The 17,843-nt window shown below is 61.9% G+C and carries 16 protein-coding genes; 7 read left to right on the top strand and 9 right to left on the bottom strand.

Features of this window, described 5'->3' with window-relative positions; all coding sequences use genetic code 11:
* Positions 1 to 1,242 carry an ABC transporter permease gene (locus AC0L3H_RS08175; protein WP_473585115.1) on the top strand — a complete coding sequence of 414 codons (1,242 nt, stop codon included), beginning with the start codon at positions 1 to 3 and terminating at the stop codon, positions 1,240 to 1,242.
* Positions 1,239 to 1,910, top strand: coding sequence for an ABC transporter ATP-binding protein (locus AC0L3H_RS08170; RefSeq protein ID WP_091593840.1), 672 nt, complete (start codon positions 1,239 to 1,241; stop codon positions 1,908 to 1,910). The genes AC0L3H_RS08175 and AC0L3H_RS08170 overlap by 4 nt, the downstream gene beginning before the upstream one ends.
* Before the next feature lie 69 nt (positions 1,911 to 1,979).
* Here AC0L3H_RS08170 and otsB read toward each other — a convergent pair whose 3' ends face one another.
* The 4 genes from otsB to AC0L3H_RS08150 all read right to left on the bottom strand — a co-directional run bounded on the left by otsB (position 1,980) and on the right by AC0L3H_RS08150 (position 7,920).
* Positions 1,980 to 2,741: a trehalose-phosphatase gene (gene otsB, locus AC0L3H_RS08165; RefSeq protein ID WP_473585114.1), complete on the bottom strand. Its 762-nt coding sequence runs from the start codon at positions 2,739 to 2,741 to the stop codon at positions 1,980 to 1,982.
* A complete protein-coding gene (locus tag AC0L3H_RS08160; RefSeq protein ID WP_473585113.1) occupies positions 2,738 to 4,498 on the bottom strand; it encodes an alpha,alpha-trehalose-phosphate synthase (UDP-forming) in 1,761 nt (586 codons plus the stop codon). The genes otsB and AC0L3H_RS08160 overlap by 4 nt, the downstream gene beginning before the upstream one ends.
* A gap of 153 nt (positions 4,499 to 4,651) precedes the next feature.
* Positions 4,652 to 6,814: an amylo-alpha-1,6-glucosidase gene (locus AC0L3H_RS08155; RefSeq protein WP_473585112.1), complete on the bottom strand. Its 2,163-nt coding sequence runs from the start codon at positions 6,812 to 6,814 to the stop codon at positions 4,652 to 4,654.
* Positions 6,815 to 6,858: 44 nt separating this feature from the next.
* A complete protein-coding gene (locus AC0L3H_RS08150; RefSeq protein WP_473585111.1) occupies positions 6,859 to 7,920 on the bottom strand; it encodes a glycosyltransferase family 4 protein in 1,062 nt (353 codons plus the stop codon).
* Positions 7,921 to 8,135: 215 nt separating this feature from the next.
* On the opposite strand from AC0L3H_RS08150, the gene AC0L3H_RS08145 reads away from it, so the two are divergent.
* Positions 8,136 to 8,438, top strand: a complete 303-nt coding sequence (locus tag AC0L3H_RS08145) for a DUF982 domain-containing protein (RefSeq protein ID WP_473585110.1) — start codon at positions 8,136 to 8,138, stop codon at positions 8,436 to 8,438.
* A 125-nt stretch (positions 8,439 to 8,563) separates the two neighbouring features.
* On the opposite strand, the gene AC0L3H_RS08140 is transcribed toward AC0L3H_RS08145, so the two are convergent.
* Positions 8,564 to 9,304 carry a helix-turn-helix transcriptional regulator gene (locus AC0L3H_RS08140; protein ID WP_473490166.1) on the bottom strand — a complete coding sequence of 247 codons (741 nt, stop codon included), beginning with the start codon at positions 9,302 to 9,304 and terminating at the stop codon, positions 8,564 to 8,566.
* 246 nt (positions 9,305 to 9,550) lie between these two features.
* Between AC0L3H_RS08140 and AC0L3H_RS08135 the strand changes: the two genes are divergently transcribed.
* Positions 9,551 to 11,302: a PAS domain S-box protein gene (locus AC0L3H_RS08135; protein ID WP_473585109.1), complete on the top strand. Its 1,752-nt coding sequence runs from the start codon at positions 9,551 to 9,553 to the stop codon at positions 11,300 to 11,302.
* A 48-nt stretch (positions 11,303 to 11,350) separates the two neighbouring features.
* Here the strand turns inward: AC0L3H_RS08135 and AC0L3H_RS08130 are convergent, their stop codons facing one another.
* Positions 11,351 to 12,025 (bottom strand): LuxR C-terminal-related transcriptional regulator, encoded by a 675-nt coding sequence (locus tag AC0L3H_RS08130; RefSeq protein WP_473585108.1) that lies wholly within the window; start codon positions 12,023 to 12,025, stop codon positions 11,351 to 11,353.
* 372 nt (positions 12,026 to 12,397) lie between these two features.
* On the opposite strand from AC0L3H_RS08130, the gene AC0L3H_RS08125 reads away from it, so the two are divergent.
* Positions 12,398 to 13,084, top strand: coding sequence for a N5-glutamine methyltransferase family protein (locus AC0L3H_RS08125; RefSeq protein ID WP_473585107.1), 687 nt, complete (start codon positions 12,398 to 12,400; stop codon positions 13,082 to 13,084).
* 84 nt (positions 13,085 to 13,168) lie between these two features.
* Here AC0L3H_RS08125 and AC0L3H_RS08120 read toward each other — a convergent pair whose 3' ends face one another.
* Both AC0L3H_RS08120 and AC0L3H_RS08115 read right to left on the bottom strand, forming a co-directional pair.
* Positions 13,169 to 13,444 carry a hypothetical protein gene (locus AC0L3H_RS08120; protein ID WP_473585106.1) on the bottom strand — a complete coding sequence of 92 codons (276 nt, stop codon included), beginning with the start codon at positions 13,442 to 13,444 and terminating at the stop codon, positions 13,169 to 13,171.
* Positions 13,445 to 13,559: 115 nt separating this feature from the next.
* Positions 13,560 to 14,417, bottom strand: a complete 858-nt coding sequence (locus AC0L3H_RS08115) for a beta-keto acid cleavage family enzyme (RefSeq protein WP_473585105.1) — start codon at positions 14,415 to 14,417, stop codon at positions 13,560 to 13,562.
* A gap of 94 nt (positions 14,418 to 14,511) precedes the next feature.
* Between AC0L3H_RS08115 and AC0L3H_RS08110 the strand changes: the two genes are divergently transcribed.
* Positions 14,512 to 15,834 (top strand): aspartate aminotransferase family protein, encoded by a 1,323-nt coding sequence (locus AC0L3H_RS08110; protein ID WP_473585104.1) that lies wholly within the window; start codon positions 14,512 to 14,514, stop codon positions 15,832 to 15,834.
* An 11-nt stretch (positions 15,835 to 15,845) separates the two neighbouring features.
* Here the strand turns inward: AC0L3H_RS08110 and AC0L3H_RS08105 are convergent, their stop codons facing one another.
* Positions 15,846 to 16,718 carry a MurR/RpiR family transcriptional regulator gene (locus AC0L3H_RS08105; protein ID WP_473585103.1) on the bottom strand — a complete coding sequence of 291 codons (873 nt, stop codon included), beginning with the start codon at positions 16,716 to 16,718 and terminating at the stop codon, positions 15,846 to 15,848.
* A 117-nt stretch (positions 16,719 to 16,835) separates the two neighbouring features.
* Here AC0L3H_RS08105 and AC0L3H_RS08100 point away from each other — a divergent pair, with 117 nt between their 5' ends.
* The gene (locus AC0L3H_RS08100) at positions 16,836 to 17,819 is read left to right on the top strand and encodes a TAXI family TRAP transporter solute-binding subunit (RefSeq protein ID WP_473490158.1); all 984 of its coding nucleotides are present in this window, start codon (positions 16,836 to 16,838) and stop codon (positions 17,817 to 17,819) included.
* Positions 17,820 to 17,843 lie beyond the last annotated feature (24 nt).

Raw genomic sequence — 17,843 nt, 5'->3', positions numbered from 1 at the left:
ATGCCGCTCATCTTCGACATCGCCCTCACGCACATTGCCGGCCGCGGTCGCCAGACGCTGGTTGCCGTAATCGGCGTTGCGGTCGGTGTCGGATTCTCCATTGCCATGGCGGCGCTGATGCAGGGTGGGCAGGACGATTTCGTCAGGCAGCTCGTCGACACGATGCCGCATGTCGACATCACCGACGAGCAGCGCACAGCCCGCCGTCAACCGGCCGAGGATGCTTTTGCGACAGTGGCGATTTCCGGGCTCAGGCCGCGTGACGATCGACGCGGCATCATCAATCCGACCGCCGCGACCTCCTGGCTGGAGAGCTGGATTCCCGGTCGGTTCGCGGCAAGCCTCAAAACGCAGGGTGTGATCCGTTTTTCCAGCCGCGAAGTCGGCGCGGCGATCATTGGCATCGAACCGGAGCGCGAGTCCGGCGTGTCGCCGATTGTCGGAAACTTCGTCGAAGGCAGCTTTTCGGCGCTTGCCGCGGGCGGCAACAACGTGCTCGTCGGCGACACGATGGCGAGCCGGCTCGGCGCCGGGTTCGGCGACACGATAACGGCGGTTTCTGCCGAGGGACTGTCGCGCAACTTCAAGATCGCCGGCCTGTTCCACACCGGCACCACCGCGCGCGACGAAGGCGAGGCCTATGTGCTTCTGAAAAACGCGCAGATCCTCTCGGCGCGTCCGAACGCCATCAACGAGATCCGCATCAAGCTCGACGATCCTGACCGCGCTCCGGCGGTGGCGCAGCGTGCCGAGGCCGAACTGGGCTACAAGGCGGTGGCGTGGCAGGAGGCGAATGAATCGATCCTCGAAGCGCTCGTCGTTCGCAACGTCATCATGTACACCGTTGTCGGCGCGATCATGCTGGTCGCTGGCTTCGGCATCTACAACATCATCTCCACCATCACGCACGAAAAGGCGCGCGACATCGCCATCATGAAGTCGCTTGGCTTCCCGGAGTCCGATATGCGCCGGCTCTTTCTGCTGGAAGGCGTCGCGATCGGCGCTGCCGGCTCCGTGCTCGGCGGGCTGCTCGGCGTCTCCATGTCCTATGCGCTGTCGCTGGTGCGTTTCGAGATCGCCGCGACCGGCCAGGAGATGACCCGGCTGCCGATCGCCTGGAGCTTGATGCACTACGTCATCGCGTCGGCCTTCGCGCTGGGCTCGGCGGCAGTGGCCGGCTACCTGCCGGCGCGTCGTGCGGCGCGCCTGAACCCCGTCGAGATCATCAGAGGCGCGTCATGAGCGCACTCATCGAGACCGAGAAACTCACCCGCGTGTTGCCCGAGACGGTTCCCGTCACGCTGGTCAAGGACATCACGCTGGCGATCAACGAAAGGGAATTCGTCGCCGTCACCGGTCCCTCCGGCTCCGGAAAATCGTCTTTGCTCTACCTGCTCGGGCTGCTCGACCGGCCGACCGCCGGGACGTTGACAATAGGCGGCCGCGACGCCGAGCCGATGAATGAAAGGGAGCGCGCGCGGACCAGGCTTTCGATGCTGGGCTTCGTGTTCCAGTTTCATTTTCTGCTGCCGGAGTTCACGGCGCGCGAAAATGTCGAAATACCAATGCGCAAGCTTGGCCGTCTGGCGCGGCCTCAGATGCGGGAACGGGCCGGTGAGCTGCTTTCATCCCTGGGGCTCGGCGAACATCTCGACAAGCGGCCTGACCAACTCTCGGGCGGCCAGCGTCAGCGCGTCGCGGTAGCACGCTCGCTCGCCAACGACCCGCCGCTTATCCTTGCCGATGAGCCGACGGGGAGCCTCGACAGCAAGAGTTCCGAGCAGGTCTTCGCAATCCTGGAGAACCTGGTGCGCGAGGGCGGCAAGACCGTCGTGGCAGTTACGCATGATCTCGACATGGCGGCGCGCATGGATCGCCGCATTCACATCGTGGACGGGAAGATCGGCTGAACCGAAACCAATCGGCGTTCATGGGATCAGGCATGGCGCGAGCCTGTCCAATGATCACCGGGATCGCGATCAGGACACTCGCGCCGCGCCGAAATTGGCCGCGAGCCAGGCTTTCGCCTCGGTCACGTCGTCGAGACCATAGCTTGCAACCGTCGGCCCGCGCGGTTTTACGCGGATAGAGATGCCGTTGGCTTCGTTTATTGCCTCGAAACCGTTTTCGTCCGAAGTGTCGTCTCCAAGGAATACGGGTCGCCGACCGGCAAAGGGCTGGATTTCCATGAAACGCCGGACGGCAGCTCCTTTGACGGCTTCCAGCGGCATGAGTTCAACGCCAGCGTTTCCCGCAATCACGCGGTAGCCGGGCGGAAGTTGCGTCAATGCCTGTTCGACAAGCTGCGTTGCCCGGGCAAGCAGTTGCGGCGCAGCGCGGGTATGGATGGCCAGGACCGGTCCCTTGCGCTCGACGTAGACCTTGCATCCACCCAGTTCGGCCTCAATCTCGTCGGCAAGAGCCGCGATATCCGCCGGAGCGTCGGCAAGCTCGACTTGGCCGTCCGCCGTCAACCGATGTTCGAGTCCGTACAGCCCTGCAACGCGCAGCTTCAGGGGATGAAACAATCCGTCCACGGCAGAGACCGAACGCCCGGTGATGAAGGCGAGGGCGCCGCCCAGCCTCCGCTCGATTTGTCCGAGAAGCTCGCGCAGTTCATCACCGACGAAGACGGCATCCGGATGAGCGGCATGTTCCAGCAAGGTGCCGTCGATATCGAGAAAAAGCGCCCATTGCCCTTCCGGCAGGTCGGGAGCCAGCGGCAGTCGAAGGTCCGTCACGACGCCGCCTTTCGTGCCCGCTCGAAGAGGGAAACGACGTTGTTGCTGTTGGATGGCCGCTCGCCGTTGCCATTCACCCCGCGTTTGCGAAGGCGGGCAGCGTCCAGCAGCATGCTGCCGGCCCAGCGATAGACATTGTTGTCGCGGACCATCTCGCGCATCGGCCGCATGCGCTCGCGCTGCTCGTCCGGCGTCATCGTCAGGGCCTGCAGCAGCGCCTCGCTCATCATGGTTGCATCATAGGGGTTGACGATCAGGGCCTCCAGCAGTTCGCGCGAAGCGCCGGCAAAGGTGCTGAGCAACAGCACGCCCTGTTCGTCGTCGCGTGCTGCGACGAATTCCTTGGCCACCAGGTTCATGCCGTCATGCAGGCTGGTGACCATGCATATGTCGGCGGCGCGATAGATCTGGTAGACCTGCTCCTGCGAATGATGTTCGGCGAGCATCAGGACGGGACTGTAGTTCTCCGCGCCATAGCGCTGGTTGAGCTCTTCGGCATAGCGAAGGCATTCGTCATGAAGCTGCTGGTACGCTGGCAATGAGCCCCGGCTGGGCGCCGCGACCTGCAGGAAAACCACTCTGCCTACCCATTCGGGATGTCGCGTGAACAATTCGTCCAACGCGTGAAAGCGATCGAGAATGCCTTTGGTGTAGTCGAGGCGCTCGACGCCGACGCACAGTTTGACGTTCGCCGGCAGCCCGAATCTTTGGCGGACACGGGCACGGCATTCCTCGACAGCCGGCAATCTTGCCAGCAGTTCGGCCGGCCATTCTATGGAGATGGGGTAAGCGTGGACCAGCGTCGTTTGCCCGCCATAGGAGATCGCCGCGTCCGCCCGTTCTATCCGGCTTTCCAGGAAGCGATCGACGCTCTCGGTGAAATTATTGGCATGAAACTGCGTATGGAAGCCGATGATGGAGCTGCCCAGCAAGCCTTCCAGGATCCGTTCACGCCATGGACAGATACTGTACACTTCCGAGTTGGGCCATGGGATATGCCAGAAAGTGATGATGATCGCCTCGGGCAGGCGCTCACGAATCATGCGCGGCAAGAGCGCGAAGTGGTAGTCCTGGACCAGCACGATCGGCCGCTCGTTGCGCGCTTCGGCAACCACCGTATCGGCGAACTTGCGATTGACGGCCTCATAGGCTTGCCAATCCGAGGCGCGAAAAATCGGGCGGGTGAAGGCGATGTGGCAAAGTGGCCACAGGCCTTCATTGGCGAAGCCCAGATAATAGGCGTGGTATTCTTCCTCGGTCAGCCAGACCCTCCGCAGCGTGTAGGACGGATTGTGAGGCGGCACCTCGACGCGGTCGTTCTCGTCGACGGTGAGGCGATCCGCTGTTCCGCCGCCATACGCTATCCAGGTGCCGGCACAGGCGCGGGTGATCGGCTCAAGCGCCGAAACCAGCCCGCTGGCCGGCACCAGGAGCTCGATGCCGTCATCCCTGGTGTCGTGGATGTAGGGTTCGCGGTTGGATACGACGATCACCTGCGTCTCCGGCAGATCGTCGGCCAGGATCTTGCGCAACGTGTCTGGCGACCATGTGATCAGCGCTGCATCGGCCGAGTGGCCATTCTTTTCAAACTCGCGCAGCACCGTGCGAGCCGCTTCCGAAGTCACGTCATCGCCTGCGGAGGATGCGGCCGTCGGCATGCGGCGCCGGTGAGACATCGAGAACACCAGGGCAACAGCGGAAAGGCCAAGGCTTGCAATGATTAGAACCCAAAGTACCTCTATGCCAAAGTCTGACATTGGAACATCGATTTCCGGCCGGTCGGTGGCCATTTTGCTTGTTTCGAATACGCAGTCGCCAACGTGACAAGCTGCCGTGCGTCGGAACGCTCGGACGGACCATCGGTTCCGCCGATTGCAGCCCCGCGCTTGGTTCCATGCGAAAAAGCTAAACTAGGTCCGCACGACGAGCGGCACCAACCCTTCATGCCGTTCGGCGAGAAAGGCGACGACCCTATCGCCGACACGCTGGAATGTCAGATCCACCTTCCTGGTGCCAACGCCAAGATGCCTCAGCGTGAGCATGTCGATACCAATCGGCAGCCTGGGACGGGTGACGTGGATTTCGCCGTCCCAGCCGTCGATCTCGAGGCCGAGGCAGGCCTGCATCAGCATGAAGGCAGACCCAGCCGACCACGCCTGCGGCAGGCAGGCGACGGGATAGGCGATCGGCGCTTCGCCCGGCGCGCGGGTAAAGCCGCAGAACAGTTCGGGCAGCCGCATGTTGAAATGGACAGCCGATTCGAAGGTGCTGCTCATCAGCCGAATCACGCTTTCACGCTCGCCAAAGCGTGCCAGACCGGCGCCGCACATGGCGGTGTCATGCGGCCAGATCGAGCCGTTGTGGTATGACATCGGGTTGAAGAACACAGCATCGTCAGCGAGCGTCCTCAGCCCCCAGCCCGAATGGAAGGACGCCGAAAGCAGCTGGTCGGCGACCATCTGCGCCCGTGCCGGCGCGGGGAGGCCGACATAGAGAAGGTGCCCGACATTCGACGTCCGCACCTTGCAGGGCTCGCCGGCGCCGTCGATCGCCAACGCGTAGAAGCCGAGATCGTCCAGCCAGAAATGGCGTTCGACAGCGGCGCGCATGGCCTCGGCGCTGCTCTCCCAATGATCGGCCCTGTCGATCTCGCCGCGGCGACGGGCGAGCTCCGACAACCCCCGGAACGCGGCAAAGGCATAGCCTTGCACCTCCACCAGGGCGATCGGTCCCTTGGGGGTTCGGCCGTCGGCATGGAAGACGGAATCGCTGCTGTCCTTCCATCCCTGGTTGGCGAGGCCGGACTCGGCGGCACGCTGATAGGTGACGAAACCGGTCGGCCGGCTTGCCTCCTCGATCCATTCAGCCGCAGCGCAGAGCGACGGCCACAGGCTGTCGACGAACGCCATGTCACCGGTACGGTCCGCATAGGCGCAGGCGAGATGGATGTAGAGTGGCGTCGTGTCGACACCGCCATAGTAGCGGCCGAACGGGAGCTCCCGCAGCGCCGCCATTTCGCCTTTGCGGGTCTCGTGCATGATCTTGCCCGGCTGCGAATCGCTGAACGGCGATGTCTCCGTCGCCTGGTGCTGGGCAAGGAAGGCCAGCACGCCTCGCGCCAAGCCCGGGTTGAGCCACAGCATCTGCAAGGCGGAGATCACGCCGTCGCGGCCGAACGCCGTCGAAAACCAAGGGATGCCCGCATAGGGGTAGGGTCCGGTCGTAAGCTCGGTGGTCAGCAGCGCCACATCCGCGCGGGCGCGCTCGACCCAATCGTTGAAGACGCGCCCGGAACTGTGCACCGTACCACCATGGCGACGCTTGGCCCGCATGCCGAAGCGAGCCCGGGCCGCGGCGGCGCGGAAGCGATCGCGGTTCGGTGTTTCCGCCGTTTCGGGACCGACTTCGACATACAGCACCTTGCCGCTGCGCCTAGTCACGGCAATCAGGAAGTCCGCTCGGTCGCCCGTCAGCTGGTCTGGCGCCTGCGAGAACGATATCGCCGATATCCGCGCAAGCCCGTCCAACCCGTCGTAGCGCAGCAGCACGCAGGTCGCATCCGTCTTGGCAGCATGGGCCATGCCGCGCTTCAGCCTTGTCGATCCGCGCACTTCGAACATGTCGCGGAAATCGGCGGCAAAATGCAGCGAGACGCGGATGATGGAGTGTTCCTGGCTGTAGTTGGAAAGGGTGATGCGTTCAAACAGCCGGTCCTGCCAAAGCAGCCTGACGCGTTCGATATGGATCGCGCCCTGCGGAATGTCCCGGCCGCGGACGCTCTGCATCGGCAGATTGGTCAGGTTGGAGGTGAAGAGCACATTGTCCTGGCTGAGCGACGCACCGAGCAGCGATGTCTGCCGGTCGCCGACGGTCAGCCGGAATTCGGAAAGCACTCGCGTGTCGTCACGGAAGAAACCGTCGCCGGCGCCGCGGATATCGCCGTAGGCGTCGGCCACGGCAAAACAATCGCCTTGCTTGAGGGCGAACAGCCGATGCGGCTCTCGAGGTGCGGTGGCGTCCAGGGACGCAAGTGCTACCGCGGGATCAAGCTGGCGCTCGTCGAGTTGGGCCATTCTCTACATATCCCTCTCGTTTCGCCCCCCTGAGGTAATGCCGCTCACGACGCTCTTGCTTCGGCCGAGGCGCCGATCAGGCGCGCATAAGCGGAAACATAGTCGCGGGTCATTCTTTTGGCAGAAAACCGCCTTTCGAAGACAGTTCGCACCTTCCGCCTGTCGAGCCGCAGCAGGTCGGGCACCGAGGCAACCGCGCCTTGCATGGAATCCACGATAAAACCGGTCACGCCTTGATCGACGATTTCCGGCAAGGCGCCGGATTTCCAGGCGATCACCGGCGTGCCGCAGGCCATCGCTTCTATGACGGCAAGACCGAACGGCTCCGGCCAGTCGATCGGGAATACCAGGCCGGCCGCGTTGCCGAGGAATTCCGCCTTCTTGTCTTCCTCGATCTCGCCGACATAGTCGACACGATCACCATCGACCAGCGGCTCGACCATTTTGCGGAAATAAGCCCGGTCGTCGTCGCCTATCTTTGCTGCAAGCTTCAGTTTCAGCCCCGAGCGCAGCGCGATCTCGATGGCGCGATCCGGACGCTTGTCGCGCGACATCCGGCCAAGGAAGGCGAGGTAGGGCTCCCCTGGGCTCGGCTCGAAAACCGGCTTGTAGAGTTCGGTCGGCAGCCCGTGGTGGATCGTCGCCAGCCAGTTGGCGTCGGCCAGCCCCGTCCTTTGGCTGCCGGACACGGAGATCATCGGAAAGCGCGGAAAACGCTCATAGGCCGGTGCCAGATCGACGTAGTCGAGCCTGCCATGAGGCGTCGTCACCGTCCGCTCATGGATGTGCTCGAAGAAGGAAAAATGCAGGAAATGGCTGAGGTGGAAGTGAATGATATCAAATTCTTGAGCTCGTTTCCTCACCTCGGAAAGCATCGAAAGGTGCGCGGCTGTCTCGGATTTCAGCGGGCTTGGGTCAAGACGCAGCGCACGCTCGCGGCACGGCACTAATTTTGCCGAGGTCCTTGTATCGCCACTGGCGAACAAAGTTACGTCATGGCCTAGCTCCACCAACCCTTCAGTCAGATAGGAGACAATGCGCTCCGTGCCTCCATAGAGCCGAGGCGGCACGGATTCGTGGAGCGGCGCCACATGGGCAATTTTCATAGACTGGCATTTCCCAGAAAGACCATCGCTGATGTCGAAATGCACCACTCCCCCGAACGTTCCGCAACGGCAAGAAGTCGGGCGATGACTGGCGATTCACCCAGCCGGCCCGCTGCCGTTTATCAAGGCCGTGGGCGTTTTTGCCGGGAACCAATTAGCTGGCCGTGAATTTAACTAGGTTCGATCGAACGCATCGCGATCGACGGGAGGAAAAGATGAATCGCCTGCAATTCTATACGCCGGTGCGCATTGCGCGCGGGCACGGAGAACCTGTGCAAGAAATCGACAATGTCAGCGAAGCGATGACGTTCTTGCGCCACTGGCCGAAGGGTAGGCGCGGCCCGGTGTATCAATGCGCGCTGAACTGCTGCGCTGCGGCACTGGCAAGTCAGATGTCTGCCGAGGAAGCAAGAAAGGCTTTTAAGGGCTTTGCCCGGATCACCCGGCTCCTGGATGATGACATAGCGCTGCCGATACGCGGCGAAAAGATGGACAGCGCATACACGCCTCGGCGATAGACGCCAGCGCTCCCAGGTGCCAGTTTACCGACCAGCCCAGTTGGCGAGCAAGCAGCACCGCGACAGCGGCGATCTGCGTCGGTGGGCAGGGTGCCCGGGCGCCTGGATCCAGGCCGACCCCAAAATCATGGCAAGACCGAAATGCGTCCCAGAAGAGCCACCAGTTCCGCCTGACGTCTAGTTTCGGTCTTGGCGAACAGCGACGCAAGCTGTGAGCGGATCGTGGTGCGGCTGAGCCGCCAGCTGCGGGCGATCTCCAACGGCGCATCGCCCTGAGCCAAACGCAGAGCCAGATGCGTTTCCGCGCTCGTCAGGCCAAACATCCTTTGCAGTGTCTGAGGGTTTGGCCCCGACCTGTTCACACGGCCAAGCAATGCCACGATGCTGGTTCCATCGGGGGCGATAAGACCGTTCTCTTTCAGTACAACCGGCCTGTCACCTGTGCTGCGGATCACCACCCAGGAAAGGGAGCCCGGCAGGAAAGGCGCCGGAACATTTGCGACCAGCCGCCTTAGGGCTACCGAAAGTGCACTGGCTGTATCAGCCGCTTCGCCTTTGTGCTCCAGAGTGGGGCGCTCCGGTGTGGGGCGCTCCAGCGTGGTTAGAGCGGCCGCGTTCCATTCGATTACTTTTCTGTCGCGGTCTAGTACGAGATAACCACAGCCAAGGCGATCAAGCATGCCGGTGACGGATTCCAGGCTGCGTCTCCTTGGTTCGTCGCCCCCGGTCTCCGGCCGATCTGATGCACGAGCTGAAGGATAAGCATACGAGGGCCGCGTCACCTGCTCGTCAGGGTTATACTTGACTCCTGTCGTGATGTACCGGTCGCCCGCAACGGCATCACTGTATCTAACGATCATAGCCATTTTCCAACCTCCCCAAAGGTCCATCAGTCCGTAGTAACGTGCCCGGGATTTACGAACAGTCTTCTTGCGCAGGGCTCGCAAAAAATGCGCTCCCTGCTGTCTTGAAACTCGTTATATTCTGATGAGTTCTGTTCGCCCCTGTTTGATAAAATGCGCGCTGTGATAGTGGTATGGCAATCCCGCAGTCGGACTAGGTTGTACGTTTTTTGCTCTAGTCTCGATGGCCTAGTCAAAAGGTAGTAGTCGATGTCGATGAACTGGCAGTCGCGCAGGTCGGATTTGAACCCAACGGGCAGACTGCTAACTCACATTGCCTCCGCATCGGTGCTGGCTGCTACGCTGATATTTGAAACAAAAGCGTCAGCATACATCGGAGAAGGGTCGAGTTTCCTGGAATTTATTCCAGCTATTATTATCATTTCCTACCTTGAAGACCGTGGTCCTGCGCTTGCGGCAACGGTCCTGATGGTGGCTGCCGGCTTGTGGACACGAAGCACCCTGCATGGTCAGATCTCCGGCGAAGATTGGGCGCGCGCCATTCTGCTGCTGATTTCCGGTTGCGTGATTGCCATGACATTCCATCGGCTGCGGCAGGACGTGCGTGAGCTGCTGGAGGTAGCCGAAGCCAGGCTCGCTGCCGTCGAAGCAACCGAAAGCCGCTATCGTTGGGCTTTCGAGCGCGCCGCAATGGGGTTCGCAAACATCAACGAGAAAGGTGAGCTGCTGCAATCCAACAGACGCCTCAGCGAGATGACAGGCTACGAGGAGGACGAGCTTGCCCAATTGCAGCTGGAGACACTCGTCCATCCGGACGACCGTGGTGCCTTGGCGCAATTGTTGGCTGGCCTGGGCAAAGACTCTGCTTCGTTCGCTTCGGAGGTGCGTCTCTCAAGAAAGAACGGTTCGGCATTCTGGGCGCGGCTAACGCTGTCTTTGTCCGTGCCCGACGGGGTTCTCTCAGAGACCATTTTCGTGGTGGTCGACGATATCTCGGGACGACGAGCCGTGCACGAAGCGCTTCGGGCTCAGAAGGAGTGGCTGGATCTCGCTTTGTCTGCTGGACGCCTGGCCACGTGGCGGATCGACCTTAAAAACGGCATCGTCACCGGTTCGGGTGCGTTCTGGGACATTCTCGGACTGCCCCCGGCCGGCAGCCGCCGGTTGGAGGAACTGTCGGCCGTCGTTCATCCGGCGGACTGGCCAAAGCTGGCTGTATCGAGAAAGCTCGTATCGGTCACCAACTACGACGTCGAGATTCGCGTCCGACGACCGGACGGACATATCCGCTGGGTTGCTCTGCGCGGAAGGGAAGAGAAATACGATGATCGTCTACAGCGGCTCGGCGTGGCCGCCGACCTGACCGAGCGACGGCAAACCACGCTGCTGCGTGCCGCGGCAAAGAAGCGGGAGCGCATCATGCTCGAGCAACGCCACAGGTTCATTAACCTGTTCCCGGTGATCACGGCACTGGTGAACATGGTCAATGATCCCGAGGACAATATCGCCAGGTACAAGGAGACGCTGGTCGACAGAATTCGTTCGCTCGAGGCAACGCATCTGCTGCTTTCGGGCAACAGCAGCGGGTCGGGGATGCTTCACGATCTCGTTGTCCAGGAGCTGCAACCGTATATGGGGACACGCGAAATATCTGTCGGCGGTCCCTCGGTTACGATGTCGGGAGGCGCCGCCGAGAGCTTTGCGATGATTGTTCACGAGCTTGCGACCAATTCCTTGAAACATGGAGCACTTGGCGATTCAAAGGGCCGGGTCGAGGTAAATTGGACGTTCGCATCGGAAGATGCGGGCGGTGACATCGTGTTCGATTGGGTGGAATCAGGGCGGCGGCGGCCGCCTCCAAAAATTGTCCGCCATGGCTTCGGTTCAATGATAATCGGAGTGGATGGGGCGCCGCTGGTCGGTCACTCACCCAAGCTGGAAATGACGGATCACGGGCTGCGCTATTCGCTGCGGCTGTCACGCAAGGAAATCGGCCCCTGACGCCAGCGGCCAAGGCCCCTTGCGTATCAAAAGAACGTGGTGCTGTAATTAGTTGATATCTCTCGTTAACCACGTCTTCAGCATAACGGCAGCCTCGGTCCGATTCCGCACCCCAAGCTCACGCAAAACTGCAGCGGCATGGATTTTCGTCGTGGCTTCGGCGATCTCCAGATCGCGGGCAATTTCCTTGTTCGAATACCCTTCCGCCATCAGCTTGAGGACCTCCTTTTGCCTCGAGGTCAGCCTGCCAAGATTGCCGGTGTTGGTGCGTCGCTGCGGGACAGGCTCGGCGGGAGCAGGTACGTGAGTTGTTTGCGCAGCACCGGGGCGCGACAGAAGTGCAGGGACGTAGATGCGGCCCGAGAGGATTTCGTTGACGGCCATGACCACCTCCTCGTCTTTTTGCGACTTTACGATATAGCCGTGGAGACCGATCGACAGAGCCGTGAGTATCTCCGAGCGTGAATCGTTTCCGGAAACGATGGCAAATCGCGTATCCGGATAAGCCGATAGAATGCCGCTGAGCACTTCCTGATTGAACAATCCCGGCATGTTCAAATCCAGGATCGCAAGATCAACGGACTCCTGCTCGGCCAGCAGACTGAGCGCGGCGTCGAAACACGACGCCTCAAATATCTCCACACCTGGAATGCCTGCGCTCAGAGCCAAGCGCAGGCCACGACGATACAGGCCGTGATCGTCGGCGATGACGATTCGATACATTGAACTACCCCAACGAAACCTGCATGGATTGAACGGTCACCGGCCTTTGGAGTCGTGGCCAATCACTCGTCAATTCATCCAGTCAACGCCAGCGGTGCCCCAACACCGCAAGCCCAGCTTGCTAATATAATCCTAAAAGGCAGGTAAGGCTCCTCTTTTTTTGAACGCTGTCAACGGGAACCGCTGAACACGTCGAATCTTCCGTTCCTATCCTCCAGGACCATGTGCCAACGCCTTGAGACGATGCCGATAGCTCGCGATCGCCAATGCCCATGGCGAGGCGTGTTTTTCGATTGTCGATCGGGAACTTAGTGGTTTAACTTCCACTCAATTGTCGGGCACCGCGACCGGCAAGACAGGGAGGGAGCTGTTGTGAGCGAAGAGATCAGTGTCGCCGAAGCCTACCGCAGAGGCCGCACCATCTTCATGGGGCTGGAGTTGCTCATCGCGCCCGGTGCGCTCGTTCCCCGGCCGGAGACGGAGTTGCTCGGCACGACAGCACTTGATGTTCTGCGGCAAATGAACCTGTCGGCGCCGCGGGTTGTCGACATGTGCTGCGGGGCCGGCAATCTGGCCTGCGCCATTGCGCATTACGTCCCTGCCGCGCAGGTCTGGGCGAGCGATCTCACCGATGGATGCATCGAGGTCGCACGCCGCAACGTCGCCCATCACGACATGGCAGATCGCGTGTCGGTGCTGAGGGGTGACTTGTTCAGTGCTTTCTCGGGCTTGGAGCTCGACAGCACGATCGACGTGATCGTCTGTAACCCGCCATACATTTCGGAAAAGCGGCTCGAGGGCGACCGCGCGCATCTGACCGAGCTCGAGCCGCGTGAAGCGTTTGCAGCCGGCCCCTACGGCCTGAGCATCCATATGCGGGTGATCAAGGACGCGCCGCGCTACTTGCGGCGCGGAGGCATTCTGCTCTTCGAGGTCGGTCTCGGCCAGGACCGGCAGGTCATGCGTTTGCTGGAGCGCTCCAAGTCCCTCGAGGGGATCCGGGCGGTCACGAACGAAGCCGGCGAGGGAAGGGTGGTGGTGGGACATACTACGCCGTGAGCGTCAGCCATGCCGCAACGGCTGGCTTAATTCGCGGTGTTCACGGTTCTGGCGCGCTCCAGCAAAAAGCAAAAAAGGTGGCGCTTACTCGCGTCCCTGATCAGCTTTTTGGGCTTTTCTTGATTTATTCAGTGCTATTACAAGCCCGCTGTTGTCCGGGTTTGCGTCGGAGACAAAGCTGTATGCAAAGATGTGTCCCCGGTTCTCGTCGGTTACTCGGATCCAATCCTTTTCCCACCTTCGCAGCGTAACGTGTCGATCTGTCGACATGGCGGCGGCTTTGAACGGGCTCGGCGCGTTGATGACACGCACCGTAATCACGTCATCGCCCTCCATTTGTTCGACGAGATACGTCTGCATAAAGGCCTCCCCAGCGCCCGTTGCAACCTTAACGTCAGCCAAAAAGTTCGGTTGCAGCGTAGCAAAGAGATTTTCGACAAATGTGACGAACCGAAGAGGCGTGTGGGCCGAGGGGTTAGCCCTGGATCGACCAAGCGGCGCGCAGGTCGTTGGCTTGGGCGATCCTGACGCCGCAAGCAGCCAGAGCGCCTTTGGTCGCTGTTACGAGCGCGGCATTGTCCTTGGCAGTCGTGCCGTCGGCCAGGGTAAAATTGTTCTCGAAGCCGACGCGGGCATGACCGCCCAGCAGCGCACCGGCCGTAACGCAAGCGGTTTCTTGCCGACCGAAGGCACAGACCATCCAGTGCGCGAAGCGCGGGCGGTCCTGCGCAAGGAAGGGCAGCAGATCGGCCGGTCGCGAAACCTGTCCCGGCGTGTAGCGGCCGAGCACATAGAGCACCGGGATGTCGTTGAAAGGCACCAGCCCGCGCTGCTGCATGGCGGCTAGGGCCGACACCTCTTCGGGCGCGTAAAGGATAATCTGAGGGGCGATCCGCTCGCTCTTTAACCACGCCAGGAACTGCGCGAAAGCGGTCTCATGGGCGGCGTCCGGCACCAGTTCACGCAGCGCCAGCGAAACCGCCTCAGGGCGGACAGCGCGCACCACCGCCATCTGCTCGGCCGGCTGGTAGCGGCCGATCGCTTCGCTGGTGATCTGGATGATCAGCCGCTCGCCCACCGCATCACGTATCGCTTTCGTCGTCTCGAGATAAGCGTGCGCGTCGAGCAAATGGCCGCCGTCGCGGTCGCGGACATGGGTATGGATCATGGCGGCGCCGGCCTCAAGGCAGGCGGCGGCGGTCCGGGCCAATTCCTGGGTGCCGATCGGCAGGGCAGGGTGGTCTTGCTTGCCACGCCGTCCACCATTCGGCGCAACGGCGATTGCCGTCGGTGCGATAAGTCCGGGGCCGGTCGCGTCCCTGTCGACGGTCATAGGCTCAGTCCATTTGTTTCAGTATTGCGCAGTGTGTAACATATGTTGCATGATAGGTTCGCTGCAAATCGCGCCATCGTCAATCGGGGAAGGCATGACACACATCCTGCACCGCCAGATCCATGCGAGCCGGCCCGTCGCGGTGGGCGGCAAGGGCATCGAACTGTTCGACCGCGATGGCCGTGCCTATATCGACGCGTCAGGCGGTGCGGCGGTTTCCTGCCTCGGCCACGGCCATCCCGAGGTGACAGCCGCGCTCCATGCGCAGGCCGACAAGCTCGCCTATGCCCACACCAGCTTCTTCACCAACGAGCCGGCCGAGACATTGGCCGACAAGCTCGTCGCCGGCGCGCCACAAGGTATCAGCCACGCCTACTTTGTGTCCGGCGGCTCCGAAGCGGTGGAGGCGGCGCTCAAGATGGCCCGCCAGTTTTTCGTCGAGACCGGCAGGCCAGAGCGGCAAAACGTCATCGCCCGCCGCCAGAGCTATCACGGCAACACGCTCGGCGCTCTCGCTGCCGGGGGCAATGAGTGGCGCCGCGCCCAATTCCGCCCTTTGCTGATCGACACGCATCACATCGACCCGTGCTATGCCTACCGCTACCAGAAAGCCGGTGAGAGCGAGGCGGCCTACGGACTGCGCGCCGCCCAGGCGCTCGAGGATAAAATTCTCGAACTCGGTCCGGACACTGTCATGGCCTTCGTCGCGGAACCTGTGGTCGGCGCGACAGCAGGAGCTGTGCCCGCGGTTCCCGGCTATTTCAGGCGCGTTCGCGAAATCTGCGACCGCTACGGTGTGCTCCTCATCCTCGATGAGGTGATGTGCGGCATGGGCCGCACCGGGACGCTGCACGCCTGCGAGCAGGACGGCGTTGCGCCCGACCTGATGACGATCGCCAAAGGCCTCGGTGGCGGCTACCAGCCCATCGGTGCGGTGCTGCTTTCGCGCCGCATCTTCGACGCTTTCGCCGAAGGCTCCGGCTTCTTCCAGCACGGCCACACCTATATGTGTCACCCGATGGCCTGCGCGGCGGCGCTCGCCGTCCAGGAGGTGATCGCTCGCGACGATCTGCTCGCTAATGTCCGGGCGATGGGAGAGCATCTTTCGCGGCGACTGGGCGAACGGTTCGGCAACCATGCCCATATCGGCGACATTCGCGGGCGCGGCCTTTTCATGGGTGTAGAGTTGGTCGAGGATCGCTCGACCAAGGCGCCCTTCGAACCGACGCGGAAGCTCAATGCGAAGATCAAGCGCGAGGCGATGGCGCGCGGCCTGCTGGTCTATCCCGCAGGGGGCACGATCGACGGCGTGCGCGGCGATCATGTGTTGCTGGCGCCGCCCTTCATCATAGACGCCGCGGCAATCGACGCGGTTGTTGAACGGCTCGGCGACGCGATAGACGCTGCAGTGGCATAGCGCCAGCGCCTTCATTCCGGCAGATAGGCCCCGAACGCCTGTAACTCCAATTCCGTCTCCCTGACACGAGCCGCGGCTGCCGGCCCGCTGCGCGCCAGCATCGTTGCGGCTAGCGCTTCCACGATAGCCATGGCTGCGGCTACCGACGGGAAGAAGGACGGGCTGTCGGTAGAGAATCGCAAGACAACCTGCGCATGCCGCGCGATCGGAGCAGCCATGCTGTCGACGATCGCGACAATCGGAACGCTGTGTCGTTGCGCAGCCTTTACCACGGGCCCGAGTTCACGCGAATAGGGCGAAAAGCCGATCGCGACGACCGCTTCCTTCTTTCCAAGCGCTGCCAGTTCCGCCTCGATCGCACCGCCGTCGCCGCCGAGCAGGGTGATCTCGCGCCGAAACATCCGGCAGAGATAGACGAGCGCGTGGGCGGGCGCGCGGCAGCTTCGGAACCCGGCGACACGTATGCGCTGAGCCTTCTCCAGTATCGCGCAGGCCCTTGCGATTTCTTCGCTGCCGTTGACCGCTTCGGCCGTCGCCAGATTGGCCACCGTTGTCCTCAGCGATTCGGCGAAGATCGTCTCCGACCTGCGCCTGACAAGCGCATCGGCCCTTGCCGCGAAAGGCGTCTTGCCGGAGCGCAGCCGGTCTTCGAACGGCTTGCGCAGCGCCGCCCAGTCGCCAAAACCCAGTCGCCGCGCCAGTCGCACGAAGGTCGTCGGTGTCACCTCTGATCGCGAGGCCAGCACCCGCATGGAAACCAGCGCCACCTCGTCGGGATGATCGACCAGGAAGCGCGCCGCCTTGCGCAACTCCGAGCTCAATTTTGGGAGTTCGGTCAGTATGCGCGCCAAAAGCGCGTCGAAACCCATCTCCCGACCGTCCATTGTAACAAGCATTTCCCTTGATTGATAAAGCGCAACAATCGTAGCATGCATCGACGTGCCTTGACACCAAAACACCGGACGGCCGCGACGGCACGCAAAGTACCAAGGGAGAACCAGATGAAACATGCCCGGACTGCACGCCTCGGAGTGCAGATCGCCGCCTTGTCGGCGGCGCTGCTGTTTTCGGCCAGCGCAATGGCGCAGCAGAATTTCGTTACCATCGGGACCGGTGGCGTCACCGGCGTCTATTATGCCGCCGGCGGCGCTATCTGCCGGCTGCTCAACAAGGATCGCAAGACACACGGCATCCGCTGCTCGGTCGAATCGACCGGCGGATCGGCATTCAACGTGAACACGATCAAGGAAGGCGAACTCGACTTCGGCATGGCCCAGTCCGACGTCCAGTACAACGCCTACAAGGGGCTGGAATCGTTCAAGGACGGTGGCGCCCATACCGATCTGCGCGCGGTTTTCTCGATCCATCCGGAGCCGTTCACGGTGCTGGCGCATCCCAATGCCGGCGTGACGAAGTTCGAGGATTTCAAGGGCAAGCGTTTCAACGTCGGCAATCCCGGTTCCGGGACGCGCGCTTCCATGGAGCGTCTGCTCGGTGCGATGGGCTGGACGTTGGCCGACTTTTCGCTCGCATCGGAGCTGAAAGCGGACGAGCACGGGCCGGCGCTCTGCGACGGCAAGATCGACGGGTTCTTCTACGGCGTCGGCCATCCTTCAGCGAACATCCAGGATCCGACGACTACCTGCGCCGCTAAGCTTGTGCCGTTGACTGGAGAGGTCGTGGACAAGCTTGTCGCCGAGAATCCTTACTACGCCAAGGCGATCATCCCAGGCGGTCTTTACGCAAACAATCCCGACGATACCGGGACTTTCGGCGTGCTCGCCACGTTGGTCACCTCGGCCAAGGTTCCCGATGAGAGCGTCTACCAACTGACCAGGGCGGTGTTCGAGAACTTCGACGAGTTCAAGTCGCTGCATCCGGCCTTCGCCAATCTCGATCCCGCCAAGATGGTCGCGGAAGGAAATTCCGCGCCGCTGCATCCGGGCGCTGAAAAATACTTCAAGGAGAAGGGCTGGTTGAAGTAGGCTTCGTGACCTGACGACGGTCCG

The sequence above is a fragment of the Mesorhizobium sp. WSM4816 genome, from assembly GCF_055811535.1.
This window is presented reverse-complemented; position numbering and strand designations above follow the sequence as displayed.